Raw genomic sequence first — 17611 nt, forward strand, 5'->3', positions numbered from 1 at the left:
TTCCTCCGAAATTATCTCTCTGTTTCGCTGCGTATATTGGCCAATTCACGGGCCATGGCAACAAAGCCGGAAATCGGAACGGTCTCCGCGCGCCGCGTCGCATCGACGCCGGCAGCTGCGGCGAGCCGCGCGGGATCGGCGCCGAGCGACTTCAGGCTTTGCCGCAGCATCTTGCGGCGCTGGCCGAAGGCGGCGGCGGCGACCTGTTCGAGCAGCTTGCGATCGCAGGCGAGAGGCGTTTCGCGCGGGATCAGTCGCACAACGGAAGACGTAACCTTCGGCGGCGGCACGAAGGCGGACGGCGCGATGTCGAACAGGATCTTGGTCTCGCAGCGCCAGTTGGCGAGCACGCCGAGCCGGCCGAACGCCTCCTCGTCCTCGCGCGCCACGATGCGCTCGCCGACCTCGCGCTGGAACATCAGGACCATCATGTCGTACCAGGGCGGCCAGGGTTCGGTGGTGAGCCAGCCGACGAGAAGGTGGGTCGCGATGTTGTAGGGCAGGTTGGCGACGATTTTTGCTCTTTCGCCTGATAGCAGCGGGCCTGGATCGAAGGTCATGGCGTCGCCATGCACGATCTCGAGACGGCCGGGATAGCGCGCGGAAATATCCTGCAAGGCAGGGATCGCGCGCTCGTCATGCTCGATGGCGATGACGCGTCTGGCGCCGAGCGCGAGCAAGGCGCGCGTCAACCCGCCCGGACCAGGACCGATCTCGATGATGGTGGAGTCCTCGAGCGGAGCCGCCGCACGTGCGATGCGCGCGGTGAGATTGAGGTCGAGGAGGAAGTTCTGGCCGAGCGATTTGCGCGCCGACAAAGCGTGCTGGCGAATGACCTCGCGAAGCGGCGGGAGGTCGTCGATCGCGCTCATCGGGTTTTCGCAGCCGCCATCCGGCTCGCAAGCCTCAACGCGGCGATCAGGCTTGCCGGATTGGCCTTGCCGGTGCCGGCGATGTCGAAGGCGGTGCCGTGGTCGGGCGAGGTGCGGATGAAGGGCAGGCCGAGCGTGACGTTGACCGCGTCGTCGAAGGCCACCGTCTTGATCGGGATCAGCGCCTGATCGTGGTACATGCAGACGGCGCAGTCATAGCTGTTTCGCGCGGCTTCGTGGAACATGGTGTCGGCGGGGAGCGGTCCCTTCGCTTCTATGCCGTCGCTGCGCAACGTCTTGATCGCCGGCGCGATCACGGTCTGCTCCTCGTGGCCGAGCGAGCCGTCCTCGCCCGCGTGCGGATTGAGGCCGGAAATCGCGATGCGCGGATTCGTGATGCCGAAGCGGGATTTGAGTTCGGTCGCGACGATGCGCACGGTCGAGACGATCAGCTCGCTGGTGAGCTGGGCCAGTGCATCGCGCAAGGAGATGTGGATGGTCACGGGCACCACGGCGAGCCGCGGCGACCACAGCATCATCACCGGCTGCGGCACCCGACCGTCTTCCGCGGCGAGCTCGGCGAGGAATTCGGTATGGCCGGGATGGCGGAAGCCGGCGCGATAGAGCACGCTCTTGGCGATCGGATTGGTGACGACGGCACCAGCGCGGCCCTCGCGGACATCAGTGACCGCCTGGCGGATCGAGGCGAGCGCGGCCGGCGCGCTCGATGCGTCGGGCTTGCCGGGCTCGGCGCTCGCGGGCTCGCCGGTCGCAACCACGGGCAGGGCCTCGGGGAAGGCGGCCTCGGCCTCGCCGGCGCTCACCGAAGCGATCCTGATTTCGGCGCCGAGCGCCTTGGCGCGGCGGGCGATCAGTGCCTCGTTGCCGAGCAGATAGAAGGCGGGCAGATCCAGTTCGCGGCGCTTGAGCCAGGCTGCGATGGTGATGTCGGGCCCGATGCCGGCAGGCTCTCCCAGCGTCAGGGCGAGGGGCTTGGCAGGCTGCTTGGCCATCAGCGGTTGCGATACTCGATCATCGCCGCCTTGCGGAGATCCTCGAGATAGGCCTTCTGGGTCTTCTCGTACTTCTCCTGATACATCTTCTCGCGAACCTCGCGCTTCTTCGGCGTGTCGATCATGGTCGGCTTGCGCGAGCACAGCACCACCATCTCGATGCCCGCCTTGGTCGTCTCGGGCGCGGTCAGGTGGCCGATCGGCGTGTCGTCGAGGACCTTGCGCAATGCCTCGGGCAATTCAGCGGTGGTCTTGGTGACGATATCGCGGATGGTGGCGTTCGGCGTGGAGCGGAACAGCGAATTGGCTTCTTCGCAGCTTCCGACGCGCGAGCGATATTGCTCGGCTTCCTTATGCCGCGTCTCCAGGAACGCCGGCGACGAGCCGCGCGGCACGATCAGCACGATCGGCTGCATCTTGTATTCGGTGCCCTCGATCTGCAGCTTGTCGCCGGTCTGGGCCTGTACGGCCTGCGCGACGTCCTTCTCGCCGACCAACAGCTTCTCCTTGAAGCGGCCGCGCACGAGGCTGGTCCAGACCATCTCGGCCTTCATGCGGCTCTTCAGGGTTTCAGGACGGACGCCCTTGACCTCGAGCGACTTGGTGAGCTGGTCCGTTGAGATGCGCATGCGCTGCGCCATGCCATCGTAGGACTGGTTGATGTCGGAGACGCCGGGGTCGACCCCGTATTTCTTGCCTTCCTTCATCTTCACCCGGTCGTCGATCAGCTCGTTGATGACCTCCTGACGGGACGGTGTCTTCTGCGTCGTCAGCTGGTCGAGCTTGGAGCGCTGATCGATGTCGAAGTCGGTGATGGGATCGCCGTTGACCATCACGACGATGTTCTGCGCGCGCGACTGCGTGCCGGCCAGGAGCAGGGCGGCGAGGACGAGGAAGAGGCGGAAGACAGGCAATGGGATCGTCATATTTGTCGCTCGCATGTCAGCCGCGGTGAACCTGCGATCGGGAACACGCGGCCGGCACCTTCAAACCAATCACTGGAGTCCGCCGCCGGAACTGCTGGTCGTCGCTGTGTTCGCCAGCGTGCGCAAGCCGATCTGGAACATGATCGCGTGGTTCAACACGGGCGGCGTCGCGCCTGCGGAATAGCTATAGGCAGTTACATAGTTCAAGCCGAGCACAAAACAATCGTCGACGTAGCCGGCACCGAGCACATACTGGTTGATCTTGTTGGCCTCCAGGTCCCAGCGCGCCGAGCCCGTGACCACCCAATTGGCCGCGACCTTGATCGAGCCCGACGTCAGGATGCCCTCGCGGCGGGTCAGATAGCCGAGCTCCGGCTGCGCCGCGTAATTGCCGTACAGCATGCTGACTGACCAGCGGTTGAAGTTGGCGCGGCCTTCCGCCTCGAAGCGCTGGATGTTCCAGGTCTGCTCGTCCATGCGCGAGCGAACGCTGAACGTATAGGTGCTGTTGGGCGAATAGGCGGCGCTCGCCACATAGTCGGAGCGCGGCCTTTGCAGGCCGGAATCCACGCCGGTATTGATGGAGTCCTGGACCGCGAAGGAGTTCATGCCGAACAGCTGGTAGGACTGGCCGAACAGCGTCTTGATGGCGCCGCCCCTGTCGAACTGCGTGGTGGACTGCACGCCGACATTGGCGCGGCCGCCGCCCTCGACACGGTCGTAGCCGGAGAACTTGTCGACGCTGAACAGGTTCGAGGCGTCGAACACCATGCTTTGCGCGTCCTCGTTGGGGAGCTTGCCGGCATAGGTCTCGTTCGGCCGGATGATGATCTGCGCGATCGGCTCGATGGTCGTCGAGCCCCAGGGCTGAACGTTGATGAAGGGGTAGCGGTACTCGAGGCCCACGGTCGGCATCAGGCGGAACGCCTGGGTGTCGCCGACAGGGAGATAGTTCGACACGCCCGGCTGGTTGGAGACCGAGGAGTTGATCGCATCGGCGCGGAGAATGGCGAACGGCGTCCAGATTTCACCAAACGGATCGGTGAAGGACTTGCGCCACTGCGCTTCGGCCGTCAGGCGGGTGTAGGTGCCCGGGAAGCCGCGCAGCAGGCACTGCGACGGCGTACGCGCGAGCGGATCGGCCGACACCGTCGTGCAAAGGCCGTTGGTGTTGGCGAGCGTCGTGATCGGATCGAACACCGCGGTGTCACGCGACAGGTTCACGAAATTGGTCTTGTAGCTGAACTCGCCGCCGAACACCGGATAGTTCAGCACGTTCGAGTAGTCGATCACGGGGTAGACGACCGGCACCTGGCTCTGGTTGCCCGAGTAACTCAGCCAGTACATCGTGCGCGCGTCGAAAAAGCTGCGATTGCCGACACCGGTCAGGTAAAGCTGCGAGAGTGCATCCGTCGGCAGATACAGGAACGAGCCCAGTGGATCGCGATACTGCGACAACCGATAGTCCGAGAAGAAATAATAGTCGGACATCAGGACTCCGTCCCAACCCCAGACCCATTTGTCGTTCAGCGCGAACTGACCCTTGGTGTCGACGGCGCCGCGGAACTGCTTGTCGCCGGGCTGGCCGGCGAGCGCGTTGCGATCGAGCTGGTCGATGCCGTAGACGCGGATCTGATAGGCACCGTCCATCAGGCGCTGGCGGAATTCGGCCTGGAACAGCACGCCCTGCTTGGACGTGATGCGCGGGTTGAAGGTCGCGTCCATGTCGGGCGCGATCGCCCAGTAGAACGGAACCTCGACGCCATAGCCGAACGGCGTATTCGACGTGAAGCCCGGCATCAGGAAGCCGGTCTTGCGCTTCACGGTCGGGTCGGGCGTCGAGAAATAGGGCATATAGGCGATCGGCACGCCGAAGAATTCGAGCTGCGCCGTCTCGAAATACAGCATCTTCTCCTGCTGGTCGTGGATGATGCGCGCACCCTTGACCTGCCATAGCGGAGGCTTCTTCGGATCGTCCTTGCACGGCGCGCAGGCCGTGTAGACGCCGTTCTCGAACACCGTGTAGTTGCCGCTGGATCGATCGGAGCGGCTCGCCGCCATGCGGGTCTGGTCGGCCGTGTCGACGCGCAGCGAATCGACGAACCCGTCTCGGTAGTCGTCGGAAAGGTCCAGGATCTCGGCATAGGTGATCTTGCCGTCGGCATCCGTCATGCGGATGTTGCCTTCGGCATGGAGCCGCTTGGTCTTCTGGTCGTAGACGACCTTGTCGGCCTCGACGCTGGTGCCGTTGTAGAACAGCTGGACGTTACCAACCGCGGAGACGCGCGAATTGTTGTAGTCGTAGTCGACCTCGGTCGCCTGAACCAGCATCTGGTTGTCGTTGACGGCCTTCGGCGGCTTCGCACGCGGCGGCAGCGGATTGTAGGTGAAGCTCTGGGCGGAGGCCGGCGCCACGGCGGCAACATCCATCAGGCCACCGAGCGATGCTACGGCGGCGACAGCAAACAGGAACCTGCGAATGGACAAGCCACACCCGTTCGCGCGCACCAATGTGCGCCGCGTCAAACGAGACACGGGCCCTCGGTGGACGGCCGTCACTATCCGTCCTCCTGATACAGCAAGGCCAAAAAGCCGGTGAGGCCGCCCACCACCACGGGCAACCACGCCGCAGCGATCGGATGCATCAACTCAGCCTTGCTCAAATCTTCAGTCACTTTCGACAGAACGTAGAGCAGAAAGCCTGCGCCCACGCCACTCAAAACCATCTTCTGCACGCCGCCCATCCGGAAGAAGCGCAACGACACGGAGGCCGCGAGCATCACCATGGCCGCAAGCAAAAACGGCTGTGCCAGAAGCTTCTGATACTGGAGTCGGTATCCGGCTGTCGCGAAGCCCGAGCTTTCGGACGAGCGGATGTAGCTCGGTAGTTGCCAAAAGGACACAGTCTCGGGTGTGGAGAAGCTGTTGCGGACCTGCGCCTCGGTCAGCGTCGTCGGAATCTCCAGGCTGGCCTGATCGACCGGCGGCGAATCCAGCGAGAAGCGGCGGACGCCCTTGAACAGCCAACGGCCGGACTCGAGCGTCGCCTCGCGCGCCTCGACCCGTTCCTTGAAGTGCTGCTCTGTGTCAAACCGGAACAGCGTGAGCCCAGTGAGCCGGACGCCCTGCTGCTCGCTGCGCGCCGCGTTGATGATGGTCTGGCCGTCATTGGTGACCTGATTGAGCCAGAAGCCGGAAGCGTCCTGAATGCCGCCGCCGGGCGCCGAGCCGAACAGCTCGGCTTCCATGCGCTTGGAGAGCTCGCGCAGATTGGCCGACATCGGATTGTAGGCGACGGTGGCGATCACGCCGATCAGCAGCGCGCTGCCGAGCGCCGGCGAGATGAATTGCCATGCGGAGACGCCGGCGGCGCGCGCGACCACGAGCTCGAGCCGGCGGGAGAGGGCGAGATAGCAGGTCATGGCGCCGATCAGCATGCAGAACGGCGTCAGCTTCTCCAGCAGCTGCGGCACCCGGAACAGCGAGGTCTCGGCCACCATGACCGCGGAGGCGGATGCAAGGCCCGAAGTCTTGCGCACCATCTCGATGTAATCGACCAGCACCAGCAACAGGAAAATGCTGGCGAACACGCCGAGCGCCGCGACCACGAAGCGGCCGGCGAAATAGCGCCCGAGTGTGTTGGTGAGCATGCTCATGCGGTGGCCGGCCGTCGGAACAGCCGCGCGATGCGCGCGTTCGACCTGTTGATGGCCTCCATGAGGCGCGGCGGCGGTTCGACCACGAGGCCGCCAATGATGATCGCCAGCCCGATGCCGATGGCACCGATGACCATCGCATATTGGACCAGCACCGCGCCCGGCGATTTCACCGCCATCACCGAGCAGGCGAAGCCGGCCATGCGCAGGCCGAACACGGCGAGGATCGAGGAGCCGATCGAGAAATTGCGGCTCTGGCGCGTGGTGCGAGGCGCGCCCAGAAACGCGAAGGTCAGCACGGCAAAGGCGAAGGGATAGATCGGCGCCAACAGGCTGTCATGCAGGGCCGAGCGGAACTGGCCGGGAATCTGCTTGTAGACGGGATCGTCCTCGGACGGCGAGAGCAACTCCCAGAGATAACGCTCGCGGATGCCGAGGGTGACGTCGCGGCCCTGGCCCGAGAACTTCGACATGTCGAAGCCGTAGCGGCCGAACGCCACCAGCGCGGGATCGCGCTTGCCGGCCTCGAAGCGCTGAAGATTGCCGGTCTCCAGCACCAGGAACGATCCAGTTTCGTTCTTCACGACTTCGCCGTGCTCGGCGACGATCGAGACCCGCTCGTTCGGATCGCGGCGGTCGTCGATGAAGATGCCGGCGAGGATGCCGCCGGGCTGGCGTTCGCGAATCCGGATCGTCAGGTTCTTGTCGAGCTGGGCGAAGCGGCCGGGCTGCAGGATGTTGGTGAGCACGTCGGCGGTGATCTCGGCGTCCCACTGCTTGATCCGCCGCATGCCGTCGGGAGCGAGATAGGCCGCGATGAAGGCGACCAGCAGCGCCACCACGCAGGTGGCGTAGAAGAACGGATAGAACAGCCGGAACGGCGAGAAGCCGGCGGCATTCATCACGATGATCTCGGAATCGGTGGCGAGCTTGTTCAGCGTATGCGAGATCGCGATCATCAGCGCGATCGGCGAGATGATCAGGACCAGCGCGGGCACGACGAGGCTGGTGATGCCGAGGAAGGTCAGGATGGTCTGACCTTGGCTCGTCATCAGGTCGATGCCGCGCAACGCCTGCGTAATCCAGATCACGCCCGTGAGGCTGACCAGGACCAACGCAAACGACGCGAGCGTCGTGCGGAAGATATACCTATCGATTGACCCCATGCGCTACCGCACGAATCCCACCAAGTCCCCAATGCCGGTCGGAATTCCGGCTGTCCAACCAATCCCCGCAAGGGGATCCCCAAGGTCGGCCAACCATCCCATCCGCCGGCTTACTCTCTCAGTACCATCCCTTTGATCCGTCAACAAAATGGCTGCCCCGTGGCACCCTCAATATATGGTTAATATTTCCCTTGTTGTGGCCCCTCGGCCACGGGGGGTGCTTGGCATCTGCCGGGCCGGTGGCCCATAGTGCCGCACGCTCAGTGAATCGCCGTTCAGCTCCGGCCCGTGGCCGGAACCGCCGATCGGTAAAAAGCCCTGTGTTTTTGAGGAGTTACTCATGTCCGATGCCATCAAGGTCGGCTTCGTTCCATTATCTGGCGCCGTCCGTGGCATCATGGTCGTGTTCTGCGACGAAGCTCTGAAGCTCGGCCCGGCGACCGCGAAGGCGCTCGGCGGGGCCACCGAACTCGTGAAGCGGGCGGCCTCCGCCGCCGCCTTCAAGGGCAAAAGCGGCGCTGCGCTCGACATCCTTGCCCCCGAAGGCGTGAAGGCCACCCGCCTGATCGTGATCGGCGCCGGCAAGGCAACCGGCCTGAAGGCCAACGACTTCCTCAAATTCGGCGGCGTGGCGGCCAGCAAGCTTCCGGCCGGCGCGGCGGCCATGACCATCATGGCGGAACTTCCCAATGGCGCCATGTCAAGCGAGCAGGCGGTCGCGATCGCTTCGGGCCTGCGGCTGCGGACCTACAAGTTCGACCGCTACAAGACCAAGAAGAAGGACGGTGAGGAGGGCGGCTCGCGCGCCGACGTTTCGCTTGCGGTCGGCGATGTCGTCGCGGCGAAGAAGGCGTTTGCATCGGCCGCGGCGATCGTGGACGGCGTGATCATTGCGCGCGACCTCGTCAACGAGCCGCCGAACGTGCTTTTTCCCGAGGAGTTCGCGCGCCGCGCAGGCCTGCTCCGCAAGCTCGGCGTCAAGATCGAGGTGCTCGACGTCAAGGCGATGGACAAGCTCGGCATGGGCGCGCTGCTCGGTGTCGGCCAGGGCTCGGCGCGGCCGAGCCGCACCGTGATCATGCGCTGGGACGGCGGCAAGAAGGGTGAGGCGCCGGTTGCGTTCGTCGGCAAGGGCGTCTGCTTCGACACCGGCGGCATTTCGATCAAGCCGGCCGGCAGCATGGAGGACATGAAGGGCGACATGGGCGGCGCTGCCTGCGTCGTCGGCCTGATGCATGCGCTCGCGGCACGCAAGGCCAAGGTCAACGTCGTCGGCGCCATTGGCCTCGTCGAGAACATGCCGGACGGCAACGCGCAGCGCCCGGGCGACATCGTCACCTCGATGTCGGGCCAGACCATCGAGATCATCAACACCGACGCGGAAGGCCGCCTGGTGCTTGCCGATGTGCTCTGGTACGTCGCCAGGAAAACCAAGCCGAAATTCATGGTGGATCTGGCGACGCTGACCGGCGCCATCGTGGTCGCGCTCGGCACCGAGCATGCCGGCATGTTCTCCAACAATGACGAGCTTGCCGAGCGGCTGCTGGCGGCCGGCATCGAGAGCGGCGAGAAGGTCTGGCGCCTGCCGCTTGGTCCTGAATACGACAAGCTGATCGATTCCCAGTTCGCCGACATGAAGAACACCGGCGGCCGCCATGGCGGCTCGATTACCGCGGCGCAGTTCCTCCAGCGCTTCGTGGACGGCACGCCGTGGGCGCATCTCGACATCGCCGGTACCGCCATGGGGGCGCCGAAGACCGACATCAACCACAGCTGGGGAAGCGGCTATGGCGTTCGCTTGCTCGACCGTCTGGTCGCCGACCACTACGAGCCCAAATGACCCGAGATGACTGAAGTCCTGTTCTACCATCTGCAAAATATGACGGTGGAGAACGTGTTGCCGCCGCTTCTCGAGAAATCGCTGGAGCGCGGCTGGCGCGTCGTGGTGCAATCGAATTCGCCGGAGCGCGCTGATGCGCTCGATGCCCATTTGTGGACCTATCGCGACGATTCCTTCCTGCCGCACGCGACATGGCGGGTGAGCGACGCCGCCGAGCAGCCGATCGTGCTGGCGGTCGAGGAGGACAATCCGAACGGTGCCAACGTCCGCTTTCTCGTCGACAATGCCGCGCTGCCGCAGGACGCGCAGGGCTATGAGCGCATGGTGCTGCTGTTCGATGGCGACGATCCGGACGCGCTTGCGTTCGCCCGCAGCGCCTGGACGGATTGCAAGGCGCGGGGATTTGATGTCACCTATTGGCAGGCCGACGAGCGGGGCCGGTGGCAGAAACGGAATTAGCGGTCGCTCGCAGTTAATGATAATTTGCACTTTTCGGGTGATGATGGCGTTTGTCACCTTCGTGCCGCAAAGTGATGTTGGGACAATTGCTTAGGGCCGATCCTTCACGCGGGGAATTTAGTTTATCGTGCGACATCAAAAGCTTCCCAGCTCGCTCATAATTGCGTTGGCTGCCGTAGCCCCGCTGGTCGCGGGCTGTTCGGGCGGGTCCGATCTGTTGTCCAGGGACACCCAGTGGTTCAACACGCCCAGCCGCCTGTTCATCAAAAGCATCTCGATTGAGTCGCCGCCGCTGACCCCCGACAAGCCGGTCGGGGCCGAGGATCTGGTCAGCGCCGACGGGGGCTGTGCCGGCATGGCGCCGCCGCCCGGGCCGGCCGATGCCAATGCGTCGACGACCGCGCCGGCCCCCATGGGCGGCACCGTCGCGCTCGGCCACACCGAATGCGACGTTGTGCGCGGCATCGGCGCGCCCTCGAGCGTCAACCTCTCCGGCGATGCCGCCGGCAGGCGCGTTGCGGTCGTGACGTGGACGACCGGTCCGCGCGCCGGCATCTACACCTTCACGTCCGGCCGCCTGTCCTCGATCGAGGGCACGCCCGAGGCGCCGGTGATGCCGAAGGCGACCAAGCCGAAGGCGAAGAAGAAGTCAGCGTAGCACGGTCGGCCTTTTACCCTGATGCCGTTGCGGCTGTCGATGCGATCAGCCGCGCATGCCTACCTCCCATCATCAAGCGGTTTTGCGTCCCTTGATTGCGATGGCCCAGGCGTGAACCGCGATCTCTCCGTTCGCGCTCGCCGGCGATCTTGTTCGTGCGTTTCGACATCGCGGCTGCCGACCTTCGCCCAAAGCGCCTTCATTGCCTCGAGCCGCGTTCTTTCGCGCGCGTCGAAAATCACGCGGGCGTTACGCGTGATCCGTGATCAGGCGATTCGTGATGAGAGAGCCTTCGCATCCGCTGTCGAAAACTGCCCCGAAGCAAAACTGGAGGAAATCTCCAGAATAATCACGTGCGTCTCAAGCAAGGGTTCAAGAATGTCATGCGCGCGAATGCTACCCACGAGGGGAGGGGCTAGGTCGGAAGGATCATTTGGATGTCCATTACCTCTGTTTTTTCCCCGGTTACGGGGCAGCTCACCACTTTCGGCGACAGCACCAATAACGGCCTCGTGATAAGTCGCGACAAGTCCGGCCGCATCCTGGTCAATAACGGTCACGTGAAAACGGTTGGTGGCGAACCCACGGTCGACAACACCACCGCGATCGACATCTTCGGTCAAGCCGGTGACGACACGATCACCGTCGACGAATGCCACGGTCCGATGCCGGCGGTGCACATCTTCGGCGGTGACGGCAATGACAGGATCACGGGCGGCTCGGGGGCCGACCTTCTATTTGGTCAGGCCGGCAACGATTTGATCAAGGGCGGCGGCGGCAACGATCTGCTGTTCGGCGGAGCGGGTAACGACATCCTGGACGGCGGCAGCGGCGACAACCAGCTGTTCGGCGAGGCCGGCGACGATCTCATGGTCTGGAATGCGGGCGGCGGCACCAACCTGTTCGAAGGCGGGGAGGGCAACGATACAGCCGAGGTCAACGGAAGCAACGCCGCCGAGGCTTTCACGATCACGGCGAACGGCACCCGCGTGCGGCTCGACGGGACGGGAGCGGCGCCGTTCTCGCTCGACATCGGCACGACGGAAAATCTCGTCTTGCACGGCGGCGGCGGCGACGATGTCATCGCCGCGGGCAACGGGCTCGGCAGCCTGATCTCGCTGACGCTCGATGGCGGCGCCGGCAACGACAGGATCATCGGCGGCGACGGAAACGACCTTATCATCGGCGGCAGCGGCGACGACATCGTCAATGGCGGACGCGGCAACGACGTGGCCCAGCTCGGGAGTGGCGACGACACTTTCATCTGGAACCCCGGCGACGGCAGCGACACGGTCGAGGGCGGCTCGGGCAGCGACAAGCTGCTTTTCAATGGCGCCAACATCAACGAGACCATCAACATCTCGGCCAATGGCGGCAGGGTGCGCTTCACACGCGACGTCGCCAACATCACGATGGATCTCAACAGCGTCGAGCAGATCGAATTCGATGCGCGCGGCGGCGCCGACAACATCACCGTCGGCGACCTCACCGGGACCGGCGTCAAGCAGGTGCTGGTTGATCTCGGAGCCGTTCCGGGAGGGACGCAGGGCGACGGCGCAGCGGATACGATTACCGTCAACGGCAGCAACGGCAATCAGCACATCGACGTCACAGCCACGGGCACAACGGTCACGGTCACGGGGCTACCGGAGGTCGTGACGATCGCAAACGCAGAGGCCGGCAACGACCGGCTCGTCGTCCAGGCGCTCGGCGGCAACGACGTCATCGATGCATCCACGCTCGGCGTGGCGATCGGGCTGACCATCGACGGCGGTGCGGGCAACGACACCATCACCGGCAGCCAGGGAGCGGACACCCTGATCGGCGGCGACGGCAACGACAAGGTCATCGGCGGCCGCGGCAATGACGTCGCGCTTCTCGGCGCGGGCGACGACATCTTCACGTGGAATCCCGGTGACGGCAGCGACACTGTCGAAGGCGGCACGGGAACCGATACGCTGGTGTTCAACGGCTCCAATGTGGCCGAGAACATGTCGATCTCGGCGAACGGAAGCCGTGCGCTACTCACCCGTGACGTCGGTGCTATCGTCATGGACCTCGACGGCATCGAGCACGTGCAGATCGCGGCAGCAGGCGGCGCCGACAACATCACCGTCAACGATCTGACCGGGATTGGAATCGGGCAGGTTGCCATCGATCTCAGTGCCGGCCCCGGCAGCCAGAGCGGCGACGGAGCGGCGGACCGCGTGACCGTGAACGGCACGACCGGTGACGACAACATATCGGTCGTGACCGCCGGCGGATCGATCGTGGTCAACGGCCTCGCTGCGCAGGTGACGATTGCGCACGCGGACGCCGGTGATGTGCTCGGCATCAACGGCGGACAAGGCAATGACGTCATCAATGCATCTTCCATCAAGGCGGGACAGTCGTTCAGCCTCAACATCAATGGCGGCGACGGCAACGACACCATCACCGGCAGTGCCGGCAATGACATTGTGACCGGCGGACGCGGCAACGATTTCGCCAATCTGGGCGCGGGTGACGACACCTTCGTCTGGAACCCCGGCGACGGCAGCGACACCGTCGAAGGCGGCAAGGGCACCGACACGCTGGCATTCAACGGCGCCAATATCAGCGAGAACATCAACATCTCGGCCAATGGCGGCCGGGTGCTGTTCACGCGAGATGTCGCCGCCATCGCGATGGACCTGAACGGGGTCGAGCATGTCGACTTCAATGCCCTCGGCGGTGCCGACAACATTACCGTCGGCGACCTCTCCGGCACCGGCGTGAGCCAGGTCGACCTCGATCTCGGCGCCAATGACGGCGCCGCGGATACCGTGACCATCAACGCAACCGGCGGCAACGACGTCATCACCGTGACCGAGCACGACGGCATCATCACGGTGTCGGGGCTTGGCCAGGACATCAACATCACCGATGCCGGCGCGGGCGACAGGATCGTCATCAACGGTCTCGATGGCGACGACGTCATCACGGCCTCCGGTCTGCACGGCGGCATCCAGCTCGTTGCCAATGGCGGCAACGGCGACGATGTGCTGATCGGCAGCCCCGGCAACGACACGCTGGCGGGTGGTGCCGGGGATGACGTGCTGATCGGTGGCGGCGGCCTCGACATCCTGGACGGCGGCACCGGCAACAACGTCGTCATCCAGGGCGGAGCGTTCGCGGCCGCGATGCTGCTCAACCAGGCCATGGCGGCCAGCTTTGTCCCGGCAGGTGAGGGGAACGGCGAAATGCCACTGCCCGATCCGCACGCGATGCAGAGCCAGGTGCTCGCACCGCCGCAGCACGCCTGAAGCCGGCTGCATCGGCCCGGAGAACGCTCATGACGACGAACGCGGTCTCCACCGATACGGGGCTCGATGCGTTGCTGACGCTGCTGCACCTGCAAGGTGTTGCGGCCGATCGCGCGCAGCTCAGGCACCGGCTAGGCGTGGCAAGCTTCGGCGCAGCGGATATCGTCCGCTGCGCCAGGTCTCTCGGACTTAAAGCGCGAACCTATCGAACGCAGTGGAGCCGTCTGTCGGACACCCCGCTGCCTGCGATCGCAATGCTGCGGGACGGCGGCTTCATGGTCATCGCAAAGGCCTCCGCCGACAAGGTGCTGGTGCAGTCTCCGCAGGCGCAGCGCCCGGTGCTGATGGATCGCGACGAGCTGTGCGCGATCTGGGACGGCGGCTTGATCCTGATGGTCCGGCGCGCCGGCCTGTCCGACCTCGGGCGGCACTTCGATATCACCTGGTTCATCGGCGCGATCGGCAAATACCGGCGGCTGCTGGGCGAGGTGCTGGCGGCTTCGTTCTTCCTCCAGCTGTTTGCGCTGGTCTCGCCGCTGTTTTTCCAGGTCGTGATCGACAAGGTGCTGGTGCACCGGTCGCTGTCCACGCTCGACGTCCTCGTCATCGGCCTCGTCGTCGTCTCCCTGTTCGACACCGTGCTCGGGATCCTGCGCAATTACCTGTTTGCGCACACGACCAACCGCATCGACGTCGAGCTCGGGGCACGCCTGTTCCACCATCTGCTGGCGCTGCCAATGGCCTGGTTTCAGGCCAGGCGCGTCGGAGATTCCGTGGCCCGGGTCCGTGAGCTCGAGAACATCCGCAATTTCATCACCAGCTCGTCGCTGACGCTTCTTATCGACCTGGTCTTCACCTCGGTGTTCCTGGCGGTGATGTTCGCGTATTCGGCGCAGATGAGCTTCATCGTGCTGGCATCGTTCCCGTTTTACATCGCGATCTCGGCCGTGGCGACGCCGCTGTTTCGCCGCAGGCTGGACGAGAAATTCCGCCGCGGCGCCGAGAACCAGGCCTTCCTGGTCGAGAGCGTCAGCGGCATCGAAACGCTGAAGGCGATGGCGGTCGAGCCGCAGATGCAGCGCCGCTGGGAAGAGCAGCTCGCAGGCTATGTCTCCGCGAGCTTCGGTGTCACCAGCCTCGGCAACACGGCAAGCCAGCTCGTGCAGCTCGTCAGCAAGATCGTTACCGCCGCCGTTCTCTATGTCGGCGCCAGGCTGGTGATCGGTGACGCGCTGAGCGTCGGCGAGCTCGTGGCCTTCAACATCTTCGCAGGGCGGGTGTCGGCTCCGGTGCTGCGGCTCGCGCAGGTCTGGCAGGATTTTCATCAGGCGCGGCTGTCGATCGCGCGGCTCGGCGACATCCTCAACAGCGCGGCGGAGCCGGCTTACTCCGCCGCCCGCGCCGGGCTGCCGCCGATCCGGGGCAACATCCGCTTCGAGCACGTGTCTTTCCGCTACCGGCCCGATGGGCCGGAAATCCTGCACGATGTTTCATTCGACATTCCAGCCGGCCAAACCGTCGGCATCGTCGGATCGTCCGGCTCGGGCAAAAGCACCTTCGCCAAGCTGGTGCAGCGGCTCTACGTTCCGCAAGGCGGCCGGGTGCTGGTCGACGGCATGGATCTGATGACGACCGACCCGGCGGGTCTCCGTCGGCAGGTCGGAATCGTGCTCCAGGACAACATGCTGTTCAACCGGTCGGTGCGCGACAACATCGCGCTGGCCGATCCGAGCCTGCCGATGGATCGCATCATCGACGCGGCGAAGCTGGCGGGCGCGCATGATTTCATTCTGGAGCTCCCCGAGGGCTACGATACGGTGGTCGGCGAACGTGGCTCGACGCTCTCGGGCGGGCAGCGCCAGCGCATCGCGATCGCTCGCGCGCTGGTGGGCAATCCCCGGATACTGATCTTCGACGAAGCCACCAGCGCGCTCGACTATGAGAGCGAGCGGATCATCCATGACAACATGAAGGACATTGCGAAAGGCCGCACCGTCCTGATCATCGCGCACCGTCTGTCCACCGTCCGCGGCGCCGATCGTATCTTCACCTTGGAACGCGGCCGTCTGGTCGAGGACGGCACGCATGATGCGCTGATCAAGACCGGCGGCCGCTACGCCGCCCTGCATCGTCTCCAGGGAGGCATCTATGAGGTCGGTTAGCACTGTGCCGGCCGCTCGGCCGGAGCAGACCGTGATCCCGTTCCGGAATGGAAAGGGCCGGCGCGCCGAGGAAGTCGCCTTCCTGCCCGCGGCGCTGGAAATCACGGAAACACCGCCATCGCCGATCGGCCGCGCCATCGCAATGGCCCTGATGCTGCTTGTCTGCGCGGCGCTGGCCTGGTCGGCCTGGGGCACCATCGACATCGTGGCGTCCGCAACCGGCAAGGTCGTGTCGAGCGGGCGAAGCAAGGTGGTCCAGCCGTTCGAGACCGGCGTGGTGCGCGCCATTCACGTGCAGGACGGGCAATTGGTCAAATCGGGCGACCTGCTGATCGAGCTTGATCCGACCGTAAATGCCGCAGAGCGCGATCGTCTGCACGACGATCTCATGGCCGAGCGGCTCAACGTTGCGCGCCTCCGCGCCGCATTGACGGGCAGCGAAGAGGTGTCCGTCGATCTCGTCGTACCGGAGGACGCCGATCCCATGCTGGTCGCGACGCAACGGCAGCTCCTCGCCAATCAGGTCAGCGAGAACAGGGCCAAGCTCGCGGCGCTGGCACGTCAGGAAGCACAGAAGGAAGCCGAACATCAGACGATTGCGGCGACGATTCACAAGCTTGATGCGTTGCTGCCGGTCACCCAGCAGCGTGTCGAGATCCGCAAGACGCTGATGGAGAAGGAGATCGGCTCGAAGCTGACCTACTATGAGACCCTCCAGCTCCAGATCGAGCAGCAGGAGGAGCTTCGCGTCCAGAGCAGCCGCCTGAAGGAGGCCGAGGCGGCCGTCGCCGCGATCCGGGAGACTCGCATCCAGGCCCTGGCCGAGTACAGGAAAAGTCTCTCTGACGAGCTTGCCAAGAGCGAACAGAAAGCCAATGGCGTCGCACGCGATCTGATCAAGGCGCAGCAGAGGACGAGGCTTCAGCAACTGACGTCGCCAGTCGACGGCGTCGTGCAACAGCTTGCGGTCCACACCGTGGGCGGCGTAGTCACGCCCGCACAGTCGCTGTTGGTGATCGTGCCGACCGATACGCGGCTCGAGATCGAGGCGATGATCTCCAACCGCGATATCGGATTCGTCGAGGCCGGGCAGGGCGCCGCCATCAAGATCGACACTTTCAATTTCACCCGCTACGGGCTTCTCGCAGGCCAGGTCGTGAGCGTCTCGCAGGACGCCATCATCCGCGACCGGCCGCAGGAGCGCGGGAGCGACCGTGCGCTCGGGACGCCACGCGACAGCAGCGAGCCCAGCGGGCAGGAGTTGAGCTACAGCGCCCGCATCTCGCTCGATCGCAACCAGATGCAGGTGGACGACCGCCTCGTCAATCTGTCCCCGGGGATGGCGGTGACCGTCGAGATCAGGACCGGTTCGCGCACCATCCTGAGCTATCTCCTGTCGCCCCTGCAGCGCTACCGGCACGAGATCATGCGGGAGCGCTAGTTCCCGCCTGTTGCCGAGGAAGCTTCGCGAGGCGCGCTGAGAACCGATCGGGTTTTTCGGCAGCTACACCATGCCGCGGGCGCGCCACTCTCGATGAAGTCGTTTTGGTGTGGCCGCGCAGCCCGGAATGCGTA

At 64.7% G+C, this 17611-nt stretch carries 12 protein-coding genes; 6 read left to right on the forward strand and 6 right to left on the reverse strand.

Annotated features, from left to right (window positions below; all coding sequences use genetic code 11):
• Positions 1 to 11: 11 nt before the first annotated feature.
• From rsmA to lptF, 6 genes are all read right to left on the reverse strand, one after another.
• Entirely contained in the window at positions 12 to 872 is an 861-nt protein-coding gene (rsmA, locus tag C7G41_RS14950) for a 16S rRNA (adenine(1518)-N(6)/adenine(1519)-N(6))-dimethyltransferase RsmA (RefSeq protein WP_106943286.1), read from the reverse strand.
• Entirely contained in the window at positions 869 to 1885 is a 1017-nt protein-coding gene (pdxA, locus tag C7G41_RS14955; RefSeq protein WP_106943287.1) for a 4-hydroxythreonine-4-phosphate dehydrogenase PdxA, read from the reverse strand. The genes rsmA and pdxA overlap by 4 nt, the downstream gene beginning before the upstream one ends.
• A complete protein-coding gene (locus C7G41_RS14960; protein WP_199198377.1) occupies positions 1885 to 2811 on the reverse strand; it encodes a SurA N-terminal domain-containing protein in 927 nt (308 codons plus the stop codon). Before C7G41_RS14960 ends, pdxA begins: the two co-directional genes overlap by 1 nt.
• A gap of 69 nt (positions 2812 to 2880) precedes the next feature.
• Positions 2881 to 5370, reverse strand: coding sequence for an LPS-assembly protein LptD (locus C7G41_RS14965; protein ID WP_199198378.1), 2490 nt, complete (start codon positions 5368 to 5370; stop codon positions 2881 to 2883).
• Positions 5370 to 6467, reverse strand: coding sequence for an LPS export ABC transporter permease LptG (gene lptG / locus C7G41_RS14970; protein WP_106943290.1), 1098 nt, complete (start codon positions 6465 to 6467; stop codon positions 5370 to 5372). The genes C7G41_RS14965 and lptG overlap by 1 nt, the downstream gene beginning before the upstream one ends.
• Positions 6464 to 7633, reverse strand: a complete 1170-nt coding sequence (gene lptF / locus C7G41_RS14975; protein WP_106943291.1) for an LPS export ABC transporter permease LptF — start codon at positions 7631 to 7633, stop codon at positions 6464 to 6466. The genes lptG and lptF overlap by 4 nt, the downstream gene beginning before the upstream one ends.
• A gap of 340 nt (positions 7634 to 7973) precedes the next feature.
• On the opposite strand from lptF, the gene C7G41_RS14980 reads away from it, so the two are divergent.
• The 6 genes from C7G41_RS14980 (at position 7974) to C7G41_RS15005 (ending at position 17477) form a co-directional block, all read left to right on the forward strand.
• Entirely contained in the window at positions 7974 to 9473 is a 1500-nt protein-coding gene (locus C7G41_RS14980) for a leucyl aminopeptidase (RefSeq protein ID WP_106943292.1), read from the forward strand.
• Between the two features lie 6 nt (positions 9474 to 9479).
• Positions 9480 to 9932, forward strand: a complete 453-nt coding sequence (locus C7G41_RS14985; protein ID WP_106943293.1) for a DNA polymerase III subunit chi — start codon at positions 9480 to 9482, stop codon at positions 9930 to 9932.
• A 166-nt stretch (positions 9933 to 10098) separates the two neighbouring features.
• Positions 10099 to 10590, forward strand: coding sequence for a hypothetical protein (locus C7G41_RS14990; protein WP_199198379.1), 492 nt, complete (start codon positions 10099 to 10101; stop codon positions 10588 to 10590).
• Between the two features lie 437 nt (positions 10591 to 11027).
• Positions 11028 to 13874 carry a calcium-binding protein gene (locus tag C7G41_RS14995; RefSeq protein ID WP_106943295.1) on the forward strand — a complete coding sequence of 949 codons (2847 nt, stop codon included), beginning with the start codon at positions 11028 to 11030 and terminating at the stop codon, positions 13872 to 13874.
• A gap of 29 nt (positions 13875 to 13903) precedes the next feature.
• A complete protein-coding gene (locus C7G41_RS15000; RefSeq protein WP_106943296.1) occupies positions 13904 to 16036 on the forward strand; it encodes a type I secretion system permease/ATPase in 2133 nt (710 codons plus the stop codon).
• Positions 16023 to 17477 carry an HlyD family type I secretion periplasmic adaptor subunit gene (locus C7G41_RS15005; protein ID WP_106943297.1) on the forward strand — a complete coding sequence of 485 codons (1455 nt, stop codon included), beginning with the start codon at positions 16023 to 16025 and terminating at the stop codon, positions 17475 to 17477. Before C7G41_RS15000 ends, C7G41_RS15005 begins: the two co-directional genes overlap by 14 nt.
• Positions 17478 to 17611 lie beyond the last annotated feature (134 nt).

Origin of the sequence: Bradyrhizobium sp. MOS002, assembly GCF_003020115.1 — a bacterium.
In the GTDB taxonomy this organism is placed as follows: domain Bacteria; phylum Pseudomonadota; class Alphaproteobacteria; order Rhizobiales; family Xanthobacteraceae; genus Bradyrhizobium.

What these genes read in the sequence shown, in the direction of transcription:
- rsmA (WP_106943286.1), bottom strand. Translation starts at nt 872, where the DNA reads ATGAGCGCGATCGACGACCTCCCGCCGCTTCGCGAGGTCATTCGCCAG.
- pdxA (WP_106943287.1), bottom strand. Translation starts at nt 1,885, where the DNA reads ATGGCCAAGCAGCCTGCCAAGCCCCTCGCCCTGACGCTGGGAGAGCCT.
- C7G41_RS14960 (WP_199198377.1), bottom strand. Translation starts at nt 2,811, where the DNA reads ATGACGATCCCATTGCCTGTCTTCCGCCTCTTCCTCGTCCTCGCCGCC.
- lptG (WP_106943290.1), bottom strand. Translation starts at nt 6,467, where the DNA reads ATGAGCATGCTCACCAACACACTCGGGCGCTATTTCGCCGGCCGCTTC.
- lptF (WP_106943291.1), bottom strand. Translation starts at nt 7,633, where the DNA reads ATGGGGTCAATCGATAGGTATATCTTCCGCACGACGCTCGCGTCGTTT.
- C7G41_RS14980 (WP_106943292.1), top strand. Translation starts at nt 7,974, where the DNA reads ATGTCCGATGCCATCAAGGTCGGCTTCGTTCCATTATCTGGCGCCGTC.
- C7G41_RS14985 (WP_106943293.1), top strand. Translation starts at nt 9,480, where the DNA reads ATGACTGAAGTCCTGTTCTACCATCTGCAAAATATGACGGTGGAGAAC.
- C7G41_RS14995 (WP_106943295.1), top strand. Translation starts at nt 11,028, where the DNA reads ATGTCCATTACCTCTGTTTTTTCCCCGGTTACGGGGCAGCTCACCACT.
- C7G41_RS15000 (WP_106943296.1), top strand. Translation starts at nt 13,904, where the DNA reads ATGACGACGAACGCGGTCTCCACCGATACGGGGCTCGATGCGTTGCTG.
- C7G41_RS15005 (WP_106943297.1), top strand. Translation starts at nt 16,023, where the DNA reads ATGAGGTCGGTTAGCACTGTGCCGGCCGCTCGGCCGGAGCAGACCGTG.